The sequence below is a fragment of the Variovorax sp. TLI9-5A genome (assembly GCF_056867935.1).
The window spans coordinates 6134730-6148950 of the sequence record NZ_CP200310.1 but is presented as its reverse complement, the minus strand read 5'-3'; the positions used below and the strand labels follow the sequence as shown (position 1 = coordinate 6148950).

At 68.8% G+C, this 14221-nt stretch carries 14 protein-coding genes; 5 read left to right on the top strand and 9 right to left on the bottom strand.

What is annotated here, in order from left to right; translation table 11 throughout:
• Positions 1–59: 59 nt before the first annotated feature.
• Positions 60–1877 carry an ATP-binding response regulator gene (locus AC1VNX_RS29230; protein ID WP_483161046.1) on the bottom strand — a complete coding sequence of 606 codons (1818 nt, stop codon included), beginning with the start codon at positions 1875–1877 and terminating at the stop codon, positions 60–62.
• Between the two features lie 77 nt (positions 1878–1954).
• Entirely contained in the window at positions 1955–3145 is a 1191-nt protein-coding gene (locus tag AC1VNX_RS29225) for a multifunctional CCA addition/repair protein (RefSeq protein ID WP_483161045.1), read from the bottom strand.
• Positions 3146–3306: 161 nt separating this feature from the next.
• Between AC1VNX_RS29225 and AC1VNX_RS29220 the strand changes: the two genes are divergently transcribed.
• Positions 3307–4032 carry an OmpW/AlkL family protein gene (locus AC1VNX_RS29220; RefSeq protein ID WP_483161044.1) on the top strand — a complete coding sequence of 242 codons (726 nt, stop codon included), beginning with the start codon at positions 3307–3309 and terminating at the stop codon, positions 4030–4032.
• Between the two features lie 147 nt (positions 4033–4179).
• Here the strand turns inward: AC1VNX_RS29220 and AC1VNX_RS29215 are convergent, their stop codons facing one another.
• The 3 genes from AC1VNX_RS29215 to AC1VNX_RS29205 form a co-directional block, all read right to left on the bottom strand.
• Positions 4180–4869, bottom strand: a complete 690-nt coding sequence (locus AC1VNX_RS29215; RefSeq protein WP_483161043.1) for a glutathione S-transferase family protein — start codon at positions 4867–4869, stop codon at positions 4180–4182.
• 107 nt (positions 4870–4976) lie between these two features.
• Complete coding sequence (locus AC1VNX_RS29210; protein WP_483161042.1) at positions 4977–5516, bottom strand: MgtC/SapB family protein; 540 nt, start codon at positions 5514–5516, stop codon at positions 4977–4979.
• 30 nt (positions 5517–5546) lie between these two features.
• On the bottom strand, positions 5547–7589 hold the full coding sequence (locus tag AC1VNX_RS29205) for a lytic transglycosylase domain-containing protein (RefSeq protein WP_483161041.1): 2043 nt from the start codon (positions 7587–7589) through the stop codon (positions 5547–5549).
• A 9-nt stretch (positions 7590–7598) separates the two neighbouring features.
• Between AC1VNX_RS29205 and AC1VNX_RS29200 the strand changes: the two genes are divergently transcribed.
• Positions 7599–8216 (top strand): 5-formyltetrahydrofolate cyclo-ligase, encoded by a 618-nt coding sequence (locus tag AC1VNX_RS29200; protein ID WP_483161040.1) that lies wholly within the window; start codon positions 7599–7601, stop codon positions 8214–8216.
• 232 nt (positions 8217–8448) lie between these two features.
• Here AC1VNX_RS29200 and AC1VNX_RS29195 read toward each other — a convergent pair whose 3' ends face one another.
• Complete coding sequence (locus tag AC1VNX_RS29195) at positions 8449–9432, bottom strand: LysR substrate-binding domain-containing protein (RefSeq protein ID WP_483161039.1); 984 nt, start codon at positions 9430–9432, stop codon at positions 8449–8451.
• Positions 9433–9602: 170 nt separating this feature from the next.
• Here AC1VNX_RS29195 and AC1VNX_RS29190 point away from each other — a divergent pair, with 170 nt between their 5' ends.
• On the top strand, positions 9603–9920 hold the full coding sequence (locus AC1VNX_RS29190; RefSeq protein ID WP_483161038.1) for a DUF2917 domain-containing protein: 318 nt from the start codon (positions 9603–9605) through the stop codon (positions 9918–9920).
• Positions 9921–10017: 97 nt separating this feature from the next.
• On the opposite strand, the gene AC1VNX_RS29185 is transcribed toward AC1VNX_RS29190, so the two are convergent.
• Positions 10018–10425 carry a BLUF domain-containing protein gene (locus AC1VNX_RS29185; protein WP_483161037.1) on the bottom strand — a complete coding sequence of 136 codons (408 nt, stop codon included), beginning with the start codon at positions 10423–10425 and terminating at the stop codon, positions 10018–10020.
• Positions 10426–10561: 136 nt separating this feature from the next.
• Here AC1VNX_RS29185 and AC1VNX_RS29180 point away from each other — a divergent pair, with 136 nt between their 5' ends.
• Positions 10562–11287 (top strand): Crp/Fnr family transcriptional regulator, encoded by a 726-nt coding sequence (locus AC1VNX_RS29180; protein WP_483161036.1) that lies wholly within the window; start codon positions 10562–10564, stop codon positions 11285–11287.
• Positions 11288–11308: 21 nt separating this feature from the next.
• Here AC1VNX_RS29180 and AC1VNX_RS29175 read toward each other — a convergent pair whose 3' ends face one another.
• On the bottom strand, positions 11309–12163 hold the full coding sequence (locus tag AC1VNX_RS29175; protein WP_483161035.1) for a DUF6279 family lipoprotein: 855 nt from the start codon (positions 12161–12163) through the stop codon (positions 11309–11311).
• A gap of 40 nt (positions 12164–12203) precedes the next feature.
• Here AC1VNX_RS29175 and glmU point away from each other — a divergent pair, with 40 nt between their 5' ends.
• Positions 12204–13658, top strand: a complete 1455-nt coding sequence (gene glmU, locus AC1VNX_RS29170) for a bifunctional UDP-N-acetylglucosamine diphosphorylase/glucosamine-1-phosphate N-acetyltransferase GlmU (protein WP_483161034.1) — start codon at positions 12204–12206, stop codon at positions 13656–13658.
• A 9-nt stretch (positions 13659–13667) separates the two neighbouring features.
• On the opposite strand, the gene AC1VNX_RS29165 is transcribed toward glmU, so the two are convergent.
• Positions 13668–14159, bottom strand: coding sequence for an Lrp/AsnC family transcriptional regulator (locus AC1VNX_RS29165; protein ID WP_483161033.1), 492 nt, complete (start codon positions 14157–14159; stop codon positions 13668–13670).
• Between the last annotated feature and the right edge of the window lie 62 nt (positions 14160–14221).

Here is a 14221-nt window from a genome sequence, read left to right as displayed (position 1 = left end):
GCATGTCGGCCAAAGCCCAATGTGCCCGGATCCGCTCCGCAGCGGGCGGGATCGGTCGGTCAGTGCGCGGGCGAGGGACCCGGCGCCAGCTCGGCGAGCGCGCGCAGCAGCATCGCCGGGTTCACCGGCTTGAACAGCACCGGAATGCCCGAGGCCCGCACGCGCTGCAGCCGCTCGGGCGAGGTCTCGCCCGTCACCAGCAGCAGCGGCGCCTGCAGCCCGAAGCGGCGCTGCAGGCGCAGGCCCACGTCGAGGCCGTTCTCGCCGTCGCAGAGGCGGTAGTCGCACATCAAAAGAGAGAAGGGGCGCTCGTGCGCGTCGGGGCGGCCCAGCAGCTCGGCGGCCTCGGCCTCGCTCGCGACGGCGTCCAGAGCGAGGTCGTGGGCCTGGAAGAGGCCGGCCATGGCTTCGCGGATTTCCGCCTCGTCGTCGATCAGCAGGACGCGGCCGTGCACGGCCTGCGCGGCGCGGCCCCGGTTGGTCAGGCCGGTGCCGGACATCGCCGCTTCCCCTGTCTCCGCCGCGGCCGGCAATTCGAGGCGGAAGCGGCTGCCACGGCCAGGCCGCGACTGCAGCCGCACCGGATGTGCGAGCAGGCGCGAGAGCCTCTGCACGATCGACAGGCCGATGCCCAGCCCCTGCGCGCGGTCGCGGCCCGGGTTGTCTATCTGGTAGTACTCCTCGAAGACGCGCTCCTGCTGCTCGGGCGCGATGCCGATGCCGGTGTCGAACACTTCGACCCACACCATGCCGCCGCGCAAACGGGCCCGTACCGCGACGCCGCCGCGCGTCGTGTACTTCAGCGCGTTGTCGACGAGGTTGGAAAGCATGCGGTACAGCAGCTGCGCATCGCTGAGCACCCACAGGCCGCTGGCGCGCACCCTCAGCTGCAGCTGGCGCTGCTCGGCCCGCGCCGCGAACATGTGGTTGAGGGAGCGGAAGAGCGCGTCCAGCGACACCGGCGCGATGGCCGGCGTGACCACGCCGGCGTCGAGGCGCGACACGTCGAGCATGGTGTCCAGCGAATTGCCCAGCGCGTCCACCGCGCGCATCAGCTGCCGCGCGTTGCGCCCGCCATGGTGCTCGCGCAGCTCGTTCTCCAGCGCGGCGCCGAAGAGGGCGATGGCATGCAGCGGCTGGCGCAGGTCGTGGCTGGCGGTGGCGAGGAAGCGCGTCTTCTCGGCGCTGGCACGCTCGGCCGCGGCGATCTGCCTGCCGAGCTGGCCGGCCAGCGCCTCGTTCTCGAAGCGCAGTACCAGCGAGTCGGTCAGCAGCCTGTGCTGCTGGTTGCTCACGCGCAGCGTGAACAGCAGGTAGCCCAGGCTGAAGAGCGCGAGGAAGAAGTGTAGGGCGTCGCCCTGCCAGGCCAGCGCGACGATCAGGCTCAGCATCATCGGCAGCGTGTAGCCATACAGCGCCGGCTTGAGCGGCCACAGCAACTGCATGGCCCGCGCGCAGCTGCCGATGATGACCACCGTGATGACCGAGGTCACAGGCAGGTCGCCGGGCGAGATGAAGAGCAGCGGCGCGCTGGCCATGGCCGCGCCCACCACGGTGACGGTGCGCGAATGCCGGCGCGCCCAGCGCCTTGTGTCGGCCAGGGGCACGCCGGGGTGCCAGCGCGGCATCAGGAAGAGGAAGAGACCGAGCGAGAGATGCGCCGCCATCCACACAAGAATCCAGGTGCGGGGCTCGTGCAGGTACATGGCCGTGCCCAGCGCCGCGCCCAGGCCGAAGTGCACGAACACCGACGCGTTGTAGGCCGCGTACACCGATGCCACGTGCTCGCGCAGCACGCGCAGGCCCAGCTCGTCCGGCCCGGGCAGGCGCGGGAAATCGGCGGATTCGTGTGACGGCTTTGGCGCGGTGGCATTCACCCGGCCGATGCTATCGGCCGGGTTCGCGCATGGAAGTGTCGTAAGTCATGCCCCGGGCGGGCTGGCTTCAGTCGACCTCAAGCCTGGCCCGGCGACGCCGAGACGGCCTCGACGCGGGCCCGGTGGATGGCCTCGCCGATCTTCGGGCCGGTGGCGCCGGACTGCTGGGCGGCCTTGGCCACCACGTCGGTGGGTACGGCAGCCGCGGTCTTCAATACAAGGAGCAGGCGGCTGCGCTGCGGATAGAAGGCGCTGCTGTCGGCGTCGGGGTCGAAGTCGGGGCGGCTGCGCGCATCGCACTCGCAAGCCAGCAGCGCCTCGGCGAAGCGCTCGGGCTTGCGGAAGGCATCGCAGCGCTCCAGCAGGCGCACCAGCCCAGCGGCGTCGAGCGCGCCGCTGCCGTCGATGTGGCCGTGCTCGCGCGCCACCACCTCGGCCAACTCGCGGATGTCCACGGGCACGCGCCAGCGCTCGCACGCCGCCTGAAGCGAGGCCACGCTGCGCTTGCTGTTGCCGAAGCCCCCGGTCAGGCAGGCGAAGCGCACGGCCAGCGATGCCTTCAGCCGCGCGGCGGTGTCGATCGCCCGCAACGTCCACGCGCCTGCATCGATCTCCGGCAGCAGCACGGCCAGCGCGCCGCATTCGCGCAGCACGTCGAACATGCGCGAGGGGCGCGTTTCCATCAGGCCGCGCGAGAGCTCCTGCCATACGCGCTCGGCCACCAGCGCATCGGCCTCGCCGGCCGCGACCATCTCGCGCATCAGCGCCATGGTTTCGGGGGCGACGCTGAAATCGTCGAAGCGGGCGGCGAAGCGCGCCACGCGCAGGATGCGCACCGGGTCTTCGCGGAAGGCGTCGGTCACGTGGCGCAGCACCTTGTCACGCAGGTCGCGCTGGCCGTGGAAGGGGTCGGCCAGGGTCTCGGGCGTGGGGTCGAAACGGCCGTCGGCGCTCACCAGTTCGGCGGGCAGCGCGATGGCGTTGACGGTCAGGTCGCGGCGCGCCAGGTCCTGTTCGAGCGTGACGTCGGGCGCGGCATGCACGGTGAAGCCGCGGTAACCCGGCGCGCTCTTGCGCTCGGTGCGGGCGAGCGCGTATTCCTCGCGCGTCTCGGGATGCAGGAACACCGGAAAGTCGCGCCCCACGGGCAGATACCCGCGCGCCACCATCTCCTCGGGCGTGGCGCCCACCACCAGCCAGTCGTGGTCGGACACCGGACGCTGCAGCAGGCGGTCGCGCAGTGCGCCACCGACGAGAAAAATTTTCATGGCCGCAGTTTAGGGATACTCCCCCCTGTAAAAAATAGAACGGTCGTTCGATAATCCGCGGCGCAGACCGGGCAATCGTTCGTCATTCGGGCGATCTTCAGCGGCGGTCACAGCCGGCGCCCGCATCCGCAGAGGGATATTCAACCAAAAGGATTCACATCATGAAGAAAAGAATGATTGCACTGGCAGCTCTGGGCGCTCTGGCGTCGGGCAGTGCCATGGCGCAACAGGCCGGCGACTGGGTCGTCGGCGCAGGATGGTTCCATCTGTCTCCGCAGGATTCGAGCAAGCCGCTGACCGTGACCTCGCCCGTCCAGAGCGTTCTGGCCGGTTCGGGCGCCAGCGTGAGCGATTCCGACACCCTGGGCCTCAACGCCACCTACTTCATCGACAGCCACTGGGCGGTGGAAGGTGTGTTCGGCGTGCCGCCCAAGTTCAAGCTCAACGGCACCGGCACCCTCGGCCGCGTGGGCCAGCTCGGCGAGGCCCGCCAGTGGAGCCCGACGATCCTGGGCAAGTACTTCTTCAACGAAGGCAACGACGCCTTCCGTCCCTTCGTGGGCCTGGGCGCCACCTATGTCTGGTACAGCGACGTCAAGCTGACCCCGAACCTGCAGAGCGCGCTAGCCTCGCAGTTCCACCAGTCGCCCTTTGCGGTCAACACCACGGCCAAGCTGGACAGCAAGTTCGCGCCGGTCATCAACGTGGGCGCGGCCTACCAGTTCGACAAGCACTGGGGCGTCGCCTTCTCGGTCTCCTACATCCCGCTGAAGACCAAGGCCAAGCTGACGACCACCTCGGTCTACGGCCTGCCGGTTGCCACCAGTGAAGCCAGCCTTAAGCTGAATCCGATCGTCACCTACGTGTCGGCAACCTACAGGTTCTGAACCGGGCTCGCCCCCAGGCTGCGCGCACTTCGTGTCGCTACGCCAACCCCCTACCGGGGGCAACACCTGCGGCCCGGCAAAGCCGGTTCCGCGGTGTTCCGCGACTTGCATCCTTCTCTTTGAGCACCTTGCGGTCTTCCCGAGACCCTAGCGCCCCGTGCGGTAGGGCTCTTCGAACTGCAGGAAATCCTTCTCCGCCAGCCCCGCGTCGATCCAGGCCTTCACGCCCGGCAGCGCCTGCACGCGCTCGATGTAGGCCGTGATCTGCGGCGGCACCGGCAGGCCGTAGGTCCTGATGCGCGTGCCCACGGGCGCGAAGTAGGCGTCGGCGATGCCGAACTCGCGCCCGAACAGCATCGGGCCGCCATGGGCCTCGAGCAGGCCGCTCCACATCTGCACGATGCGCGCGAGGTCGCTGGCGACTTCGGGCACTTCCTTCATCAGCCGCGCGCCCACCTCGGGCAGCGAGGCTTCGAGGTTCATGCCGCAATGGTTGCGCAGGCCGCCGAAGCCGGAATGCATCTCGGCGCAGACGCTGCGCGCGCGTGCACGGTCGGCCGCGGCCCCGGGCCACAGGTGCTTCTCGGGGAAGGTCTCGGCGAGGTATTCGGCGATGGCCAGCGTGTCCCAGATGACGAGGCCGCCGTCTTCCACCAGCACCGGCACCTTGGCCACCGGGTTCAGCGCGCCGATGGTGTTCTTGAATTGCGAGTCGGCCTCGAAGGAATCGAAGCGCACCGCAACCTCCTCGAAGTCGATGCCGGCCTGCTTCATCAGCACCCAGGGCCGCATGGACCACGACGAGTAATTCTTGTTGCCGACGTAGAGCTTGCGCATGAGAGGGTCTCCGGTCCGTTGCGGGTTCTGAAAAAAGCCTTAGATGCTAGCCGTGCGCCGCGCGGCGATTGATGCCGAACAAGGCCGGAATTGATGCGAGGGGACGTTCAGTGACAGGGAGCGTCGTCGTCCTTGGCGCCGTTGCCGCTCTTCGGCGCGCCGGCCACCCGCTCGATCAGGCTCACGAGGCGTGGCACCAGCGCCAGCACGAAGAGCGCCAGCAGCGCGCTCACCACGGCGGTCACCTCGCGGCCCAGCCCGCAGGCCATGCCGATGGCGGCCGTCATCCACAGGCCCGCGGCGGTGGTCAGGCCCTGTACGTGGCTCTCGTCCTTGCCCTGCTTGAGGATGGTGCCGGCGCACAGGAAGCCCACGCCGGCCACCAGCCCCTGGATCACGCGGCTCATGTCGGCCGGCACGATGCCGGTCTGCTGCGGGATCAGCACGAACATCGCCGAGCCGATGGCCACCAGCATGTGGGTGCGCACGCCGGCCGCCTTGCCCTGCTGCTCGCGCTCGAAGCCGAGCACGAAGCCCAGCGCGGCCGCCAGCGTCAAGCGCAGCACGATGCGCGTGAGCTGGGCGACGTCGCCCACGTCCGAGAACTCGGACGCGAGGGTGTCGAGGACCTCGTCGCGCCAGCTCATTTCCGCATTTCGGTCAGGCCGCTGGCTTCTTCAGGGAAGGTCCTTGTTCGGCTCGGGCTCGGAAGCATCGCGCGGGCCCACGCGGCCCAGGCGCTCCTTCAGCGACTGCGGCCGGCCGCTGATGATGGCGGCGTAGTTGGTGGTGTTGGCCAGCACCTTCTTCACGTAGTCGCGCGTCTCGTTGAAGGGCACGTTCTCGGCCCAGATGGCGGCGTCGAGCACCGGGCCGTTGCGCCAGCTGCGCGGACGGCCCGGGCCGGCGTTGTAGGCGGCTGCCGCCAGCGCCATCGAACCATCGAAGTCGTCGAGCGCAAGCTTCAGGTAATTGGTGCCGATGGTGATGTTGGTCTCGCGGTCGTTGATCTGGCTGGGCGAGAAGTCGGTCATGCCGATCTTGCGGGCCGTCCAGCGCGCGGTGGCGGGCATGACCTGCATCAGGCCCGAGGCGCCGACTCCGGAGCGCGCGTCCATGATGAAGCGGCTTTCCTGGCGGATCAGGCCGTAGACGTAGGCCGGGTCGAGGCCGATGTCCTGGCTCTTGCGCAGCACCGTGTCGTGGAATGGCATCGGGAAGCGCTGCTCCACGTCGACCACGCCCTTGGTGCGCTCGCTGGTGTTGATGCAGCGGTCCCACACCTCGCGCTGGCAGGCGAAGTCGGCCGCGGCCAGCAGCGCGCGGTCGTCCATGCCGCCCTTGTCGTGCAGGTTGGTGGCGTAGTTCCACTCGCGCGTGCCCTCGGAGCGCAGGCCGATGGCGATGGCGTAGAGGCCGCGCGCCAGCGACGGGTTGTTGCGCGCGGCGGCTTTCTCTTCGGGCGTGAGCGGGGCGGGGCGCGTGGGCACCACGGTGCGCTGGCCCAGTTCCTCGAGCGCCAGCATCTCGTAGAAGCCGCGCGAGCCGGCGATGCTCTGGTAGAGCTCGCGGGCCTGGGCGCGGCGTTCGTCGCCGCCGGAATTGGCCAGGCCGCGCGCCTTCCAGTAGACCCAGGTGGGGTCGAGCTGTGCGGTCTCGCTCATCGCGTTGATGGCGGGCACCACCTCCTTCCACTGGCCGGCGCGCAGCGCGGCGCGCACGCGCCAGCCGAGCATGTCGTCGGAGAGGTCGCTGTTCTTCGTGACGTTGGCGAAATAGCTGCCGGCCTGCGGCCAGAGCTTGATGGCGGAGGCGCGGCCGATGGTGCCCCAGAGCCAGTTGCGCTCCTCGGCGGAAAGCATCGGCCCCCACTTGCTGTCGAGTTGCGAGGCGGCCAGCTCGGGGTCGGCGATGGCGATCTTGATGAGGGCCAGCACCACCAGCTCCTTGCGCGACTTGGCGGCCACGAAGGCGCGGCCGGTCAGGAACTTGGCCGAGCTCGCGTTGAGCTCCTCGAAGAGCGGCAGCGCGTCGGGCGCGGCGATGGTGACGGCGGCGCGCGCGGCCTGCGGGCGGTTGGCCTCCATGGCCAGGCGGGCCTTCTTCCAGACGTCGTTGGTCGACATCAGGCGGGCGGCGGTCATGCGGTCGGCGGCGGTGAGGCAGCCGTCGTCCAGGTCTTTCTGCGCGAACCAGTTGCGTCGTACCTCGTCGGCCTGCGCCTGCGTGGCGGTGCCGGTGCGCAGTGTGTCGACCAGGATCGCGTAGCAGCGCACCTGCGCGTCGTCACCCATGCGGAAGCCGTCGAGCGAGGCGGAGAAGTTGTCCCAGTCGCGGCGCTGGCCGGTCAGCAGCAGCCAGTCGTTGCGCAGGCGGTCTTCCTGGTAGGTGCCGGGGTAGCGGGCGTAGAAGTCCTGCACCTCGTTGGGGACGGCTTCCTGCAGGCGGGCCTTGAGCTCCCAGTAGGCGGCCCAGGGTTCGAGCGCATGGCCGCGGGCCTGCGGCAGCAGGGCCGTCAGCCGGGCCTTGTCGCCGCGCTGGAAGGCCTGCTTCATCTGGATCAGGACGTCGTCATTGGTGTTGCTCTGGGCCGCTACGGGCTGCTGCGAGAGCAGTGCGGCGAGGGCGAGGACCGCGGAAAAAACCAGTGCGGGAGCAGCAGTGCGTGGACGGCTGTGCGGTTGGGCGCGCTTGGATGCCAAAATGCTTGGGAACTGCATCGGGGGATTATGGACAAGTCAAAGGGTGCCGACACTTCGGCAACGGCGAGTTTTCTTAAGGAACAGTTGAGAAAGGCACTCATCGAGCAACGTCTTGCGATGCCCGACCGGCTGACACGCGCCGACCTGCTGCAGCGCGTCATGCGGATCTGGCTGGTGGGCCGGCCCGACACCGTGATCGGCGCCTACTGGCCGATCAAGGGCGAGTTCGATCCGCTGCCCGCACTGCACCGCTGGAAGGAAGACGGCGAGCTGATGGAAGAGCCGCAGCGCCGCCGCATCGGACTGCCGGTGATCGACAAAGTTCACAAGACCCTGACCTTCCACGCCTGGTATCCGGGCTGCCAGATGGAAGAGGATGCCTACGGCATTCCCAAGCCCAAGGACACCGAGCTGATCGTGCCCACCCTGCTGTTCGTGCCCTGCGTGGGCTACAGCGCGGGCGGCTACCGGCTGGGCTACGGCGGCGGCTTCTATGACCGGACGCTGGCGGCGCTGGAGCCCCGGCCCTTCACGGTGGGGCTGGGCTTCACCAACGGTTTCGTCCCGGACTTCGAGCCCGAGGCGCACGACCTGCCTTTGGACGCCATCCTGAACGACAACGGCGTCGTCTGGCCTGTTACCTGACTCTCCCCCAGGCTGCGCGCACTTCGTGTCGCTGCGCCAACCCCCTTCCGGGGGCAACACCTGCGGCCCGGCAAAGCCGGTTCCGCGGTAGCACTGGGCTCGCCCCCCAGGTTTCGCGCACTTCGTGTGCTACGCCCACCCCCTCCGGGGGCAACACCTGCGGCCCGGCAAAGCCGGTTCCGCGGTGTTCCTGGAAAGGGTCGGCTCGTCGCCCTTCCTGTCCTCTTGAATCTCAGTCGATGTCGTCGACGGTGTCCGGGTCGGGCACTTCGCCGATGGTCTCGCGCGTGGTCACGGCCTGCAGCTGCAGCCAGTCGCAGAAGGCCCTGATCTCCGGGCGCTGCACGCTGCGCGGGCCGGCGATCAGCCAGTAGGACATCGGCGAATCCATGCGGTGCTGCGGCAGCACCTCGACCAGGTCGCCGTTGGCCAGGCTTTCGGCGATCAGCGAGCTGCGCGCCAGCGTCACGCCCTGGCCGGTGAGCGCGGCCTGCACCATCTGGTAGGCGTAGTTGAAGTAGAGCCAGCGCTTGGGCTGGGCGCGCTCCAGTCCGTTCACCTCGAACCAGCGGCGCCAGGTCAGCCATTCCAGGTGCGTGCGGTGCGCGTCGCCGGCCTCGATGAGCGTGAACCGGGTCATGTCTTCCGGCGTCTTGATGGGCGGGCTGCTCTTCAGCAGCCAGGGGCTGGCCACCGGCGTCAGAGTTTCGCCGAACAGGCGCACCGCGCCCGAGGGCATGGCCTCGCGCGGACCGTAGCGCAGGGCGATGTCCACGTCGGCCACGTCGAGGTCGACCGCCACGTCGCTGGCGTCGATGCGGATGTCGATCTCGGGGTTGTCGCGCTGGAAGGCTTCCAGCCGCGGGATCAGCCACATCGACGCGAACGAGGCAAAAGTGGTCAGCGACACGCTCTGGCGCCCCGCGCTCTGGCGGATCTGGCGCACGGCGGTGTCGATGCGCGGCAGCGACTGCTGCACCGCCAGCAGCAGCAGGGCGCCCGCGCTGGTGAGCTCCACGGCGCGTGTATGGCGCAGGAACAGGGCCACGCCCACTTCCTCTTCCAGCGACTGGATCTGGCGGCTCACGGCCGATTGGGTCAGCGCCATTTCCTCGGCGGCGGCCCGGAAGTTCAGGTGGCGGGCCACCGCCTCGAAGGCGCGCAGGTGCCCGGCGGAGATCGGCCGGGAGCGCAGATGGGTCTGGGAATGTTGCATGGGTGTGAATCCGGTGCGGCTCGCCGTCAGTCAATTGATGCGAAACCAGCATCAGTAGGCTACCTCGTTTTCATTGGACCGCCAACGCCGTAGAAACGATCATTCATTCCCGAACTGCGCTATTGCCACTTTCTGTCAAGCGCCTCGGCAAAGCCCCAAGGAGTTACACCATGTCCACCGCCGTCTGCACCACCGAATCGCTCTCGTCCCTCTCCGTCCCGGCTCGCGCCGCCACCGTTCCGCCGGCCGTTCGCCGCGGCGCATGGCAGATCGCCCCCGGCGAGGCGATGAGCCTGAAGGCGCGGGCGGCCAGCATCCTGCGCGTGAAGCAGGGCCGGGTGTGGATCACGCCCGATGCCACGCTCGCCAACCCCAGCGAAGACCTGGTGCTCGCCCCCGGCGAGTCGCTGATGGTGGCCGCGGGCCAGCGCATCGTGATGGAGGCGTGGGATGGCTACGGAGCCACCTACAGCTGGGACAACGTCTGATCGTTCCCAGTCCTCCGGGTGCTGAGAAAGGCGGCTTCGGCCGCCTTTTCCTTTTGGGGCGCTGTACGGGCAGCTTCCCCCGTGGTTTTCCGGCCTTTCAGCCGTTGATGTCGAAGCTGGGCATCAGTGCCAGGAAGTGCCGCAGCGCAGCTTCCCCTTTCAGCGCGTGCACTCCCGCCATGAGGTGGGGCCCCTCGCATTCGGCCAGTCCCATGCCGAAGCCGCCGTACCTGCGCACCGACAGCGGAGCCTCGTAGACCACCCTGACGTCGACGTGACGCGGGTCTTCCTTGATTCGCTGCATCAGCTTGCTCACGGCGTCCGCCGGGCCTTCGAGGTGCTGGCAGAAGCGCATGCCGTCGAACACCAGCAGCCCGGTGATGTTGTTCCGGGCATTCTGGGTGCGAGCCCGCGAGACGATTTGCCCCACCGTTTGCGGAGGCAGGCTCTGGGTGAGCATGCTGCAGTAGAGAATCTCGTGGAGGGGCGTTGCGTCTTCGGTCATTCGGTCGGAACAGGAGGGGCCGTCGAGTGTAGGCGGCACGCACAAGCCCGCGAAATGTAAAAAGACACAGGCCTGGCGCCTATAGTGAAGCGTGAAATACGAGGACTACCCTGTTGCTGCAGCCCCTCCGGGGGGGATGAATCCGTGCGACCAATGCGCGTTGCGGCGTCTCGAGGCGTTCCTGCCCTGTTCGCCGGAAGAGTTGAAGACCATCCAGTCCTTCCGCGTGGGCGCCCGGCGCGTGTCGGCGGGCGGCTCGATCATCGAGGAGCACCGGCGCAGCCCGCAGCTGTTCACCATCTATGCCGGCTGGGCCTTCCGCTACAAGACGCTGAGCGACGGCCGCAGGCAGATACTGAGCTTCATGCTGCCCGGCGACTTCCTCGGCCTGCAGGACGAGTTCGCCGACGGCCTGACGCATGGCGTCGAGGCGGTCACCGACGTCACGCTGTGCGCCTTCTCGCGCGAGCGGCTCTGGGAGCTGTTCCACGCTCAGCCCAAGCTGGGCTACGACATCACCTGGCTGGCGGCGCGCGAGGAGAAGATGGTCGACGACAACCTCGTCACCACCGGCCGGCGCAATGCCGGCGAACGGGTGGCAATGCTGCTGATGCACCTGTACCGCCGTGCGCAGCGCGTGGGCATGGTGCGCGACGGCTGGGTGGAGTTTCCGTTCAGCCAGCAGCACATCGCCGACGCGCTGGGGCTGTCGCTGGTGCACACCAACAAGACGCTGCGGCGGCTGCAGCGCCTGGGACTGCACCGCATCGACTCCGGCTGGCTGCGCATCATGGAGCCGCATGCGCTGGAAACGCTGGGCGACTACTTCGAGCGCCCGATGCGGCCGACGCCGCTGATCTGACCCGGAGTTCCCCGTTCGCCTTCAGCGCGCCGCCACCAGCTCGCGCAGATCGTCCTGATAGGCCTGCAGCCGGCGCACCGCCTGCGTGCGCTGGCTGGCGCTCGTGCCGTTGTGCATGGCCGCGGTGTTGCGGCAGCCTTCCTGCAGCAGGGCCTGCTGACGGTCGCGCCAGGGGCCGGGCGGCGGCTCGGCGACACGCTGGATGTAGTCGTGCAGCGCCGCGCGCGCCTCGGCGGGCGGGGTCTTGCTGGCGATGAAGCCGCGCAGCAGCTTGAGTGCCTCCTGCTGGCGCTTGCGGCGCTCCGAATCGGCCAGCTTCGGGTCGAACACCGACTGCGCGACCTGCTGCTTCAGCAGATCGCGCTGCTCGCCGGTGAGCCGGCCATAGAAGTCCTCGGTGCGGTCGAGGAACTGGTCGTAGCGCTTCTCCTGCACCTGCGCGGGCGTGCGGTCGAGCCAGTCCTTGCGGTATTCGGCGTTGTTCTTGGCGTACTTGCGCTCCAGCTGCTGCAGCTGCGCCTCGCTCAGGCTCAGCGCCAGCTCGGTGCCGGCGGGCTCGGCGCGCTCGGTCACGGCCAGCAGGCGTTCGCGGATGCGGTCGGCCATGGTGCAGACCTGTTCAGGCGTTATTTCGCCCGGCGCCATCGCCTGGGCCTCCTTCAGCAGCGAGGCCAGGCGCGGCAACTCGTTCTGCCGGTGCCAGGCCAGCAGCTGGGCGAGTTCGTCGCGCACTTTCGGGGTCTGGGCGCCGTCGAAGTCCAGGTAGCCGTCGAGCCACCAGTAGCTCACCGTGGGCAGGTTGTTGTAGGCCAGCTGGATCGCGCTGCAGGCGCCCAGGGCGGCCGCCACCAGCAGCGCACCGATAATTCGCGCCACTGCCGCGCAAGGCGCGCAACGAATCCGGGAAGAAAAACGCATGAATCAGACTCCGCAGCAAGACAGCAACCCAGGGCCGGTCGACGTCGTCATCATGGCCGCCGGCAAGGGCACGCGCATGAAGAGCAGACTGCCCAAAGTGTTGCACCGATTGGGCGGCCGCGCCCTGCTGGCGCATGTGGCGGGTACCGCCGCGCGCATCGGGGCGCGCGGCGTGGTGGTCGTCACCGGCCACGGCGCGGACCAGGTCGAGGCCTCCATGGCCGGCGGCATCGGCAACGCCAGCCTGCGCTTCGCGCGCCAGGAGCCGCAGCTGGGCACCGGCCACGCGGTGCAGCAGGCCGCGCCGCTGCTGGCGGACGACGGCACGGTGGTCGTGCTCTCGGGCGACGTGCCTCTCATCGGCGAAGAAACCCTGCGCGCCCTCGTCGCCGCCAGTGCCGGCAACAAGCTGGCGCTGCTGACCATCGAGTTCGACGACCCCACGGGCTACGGCCGGGTCATCCGCTCGGCCGGCAGCGGCGAGGTGCGGGGCAACTTACGGGGCGAAGTGCAGGCCGTGGTCGAGCACAAGGACGCCACCGAGGCCCAGCGCGCGGTGCGCGAGATCTACAGCGGCGTGATGGCCGTGCCCGCGCGCCTGCTCAAGGGTTGGCTGGCCCGGCTGGACAACAACAACGCCCAGGGCGAGTACTACCTGACCGACGTGGTGAAGCTCGCGGCCGCCGACGGCGTGCCCGTGGTCGCGCACATCACCAACGACGCGCTGCAGGTAGCCGGCATCAACAGCCCGGCACAGCTCGCGGCGCTGGAGCGCGCATGGCAGCTGCGCCAGGCGAACGCGCTGATGGAGCAGGGCGTGCGCCTGGCCGACCCGGCGCGCTTCGACCTGCGCGGCACGCTCGAATGCGCGGGCGACGTGGAGATCGACGTCAACTGCGTCTTCGAGGGCGCGGTGTCGCTGGGCGAGGGCGTGCGCATCGGCGCGAACTGCGTGATCGCCAATGCGCGCATCGAGGCCGGTGCGGTGATCCATCCCTTCACCCACATCGAGGGCGAGAAGGCCGGCGTCACCGTCGGCGCGGGCTCGCTCATCGGCCCCTTCGCGCGGCTGCGGCCGGGCGCACAGTTGGGCGCCGAGGTGCACATCGGCAACTTCGTGGAAGTGAAGAACTCCACGCTGGCCGCCGGCGCCAAGGCCAATCACCTGGCCTACCTGGGCGACGCCACCGTGGGCGAGCGCGTGAACTACGGCGCGGGCAGCATCACCGCCAACTACGACGGCGCCAACAAGCACCGCACCGTGATCGGCGACGACGTGCACGTGGGCAGCAACTGCGTGCTGGTGGCGCCCATCACCATCGGCGCGGGCGGCACCATCGGCGGCGGCTCGACCATCAACAAGTCGACCGAGCCGGGCGCGCTCACCGTGGCGCGCAGCAAGGCGGTGAGCTTCCCGAACTGGAAGCGGCCTCAAAAGAAGCCGAAGGCCTGAGGGTCTTCTTCATGCCTTGGGTGCCAGAGGCACCCTGGGCTCGAACTTCGCGCGCTTCAGGCTGAAGAAGGCCTTGACGTTGCGCACGTTCGCATCGGCCGTGAACAGGCGCTGCGTGAGGGCGCCGTAGTCCTGCATGTCGCGCGCCGCCACCACCAGAATGAAGTCCGGACCGGGCGACACGCGCCAGCACTGCTGAACCGCGTCGTCGGCGATCACCCGCGTCTCGAAGGCGTCGAGCGAGGCGGCGTCCTGCCGGTCGAGCGAGATCTCGATCACCGCCTGCAGGCCGTGGCCCAGCACCGTGGCGAGCCGGTCGGGTGACAGCAGCGCGACCTGGCGCTCGATCAGGCCGACCTCGCGCAGCCGCTGCACGCGGCGCAGGCAGGTGGGCGGGGAGATGCCCACGTCGGAGGCAAGGCGCTGGTTGGTCTGCGAGGCGTCGCGCTGCAAAGCATCCAGCAGGCGCAGGTCGGTTGAATCCAGCGAGATAGATTCCATATTCGATGAAATTATGGAATAAAACTCCAATCTCACAAAATGAAGAAATAAAAGTCCGAAAT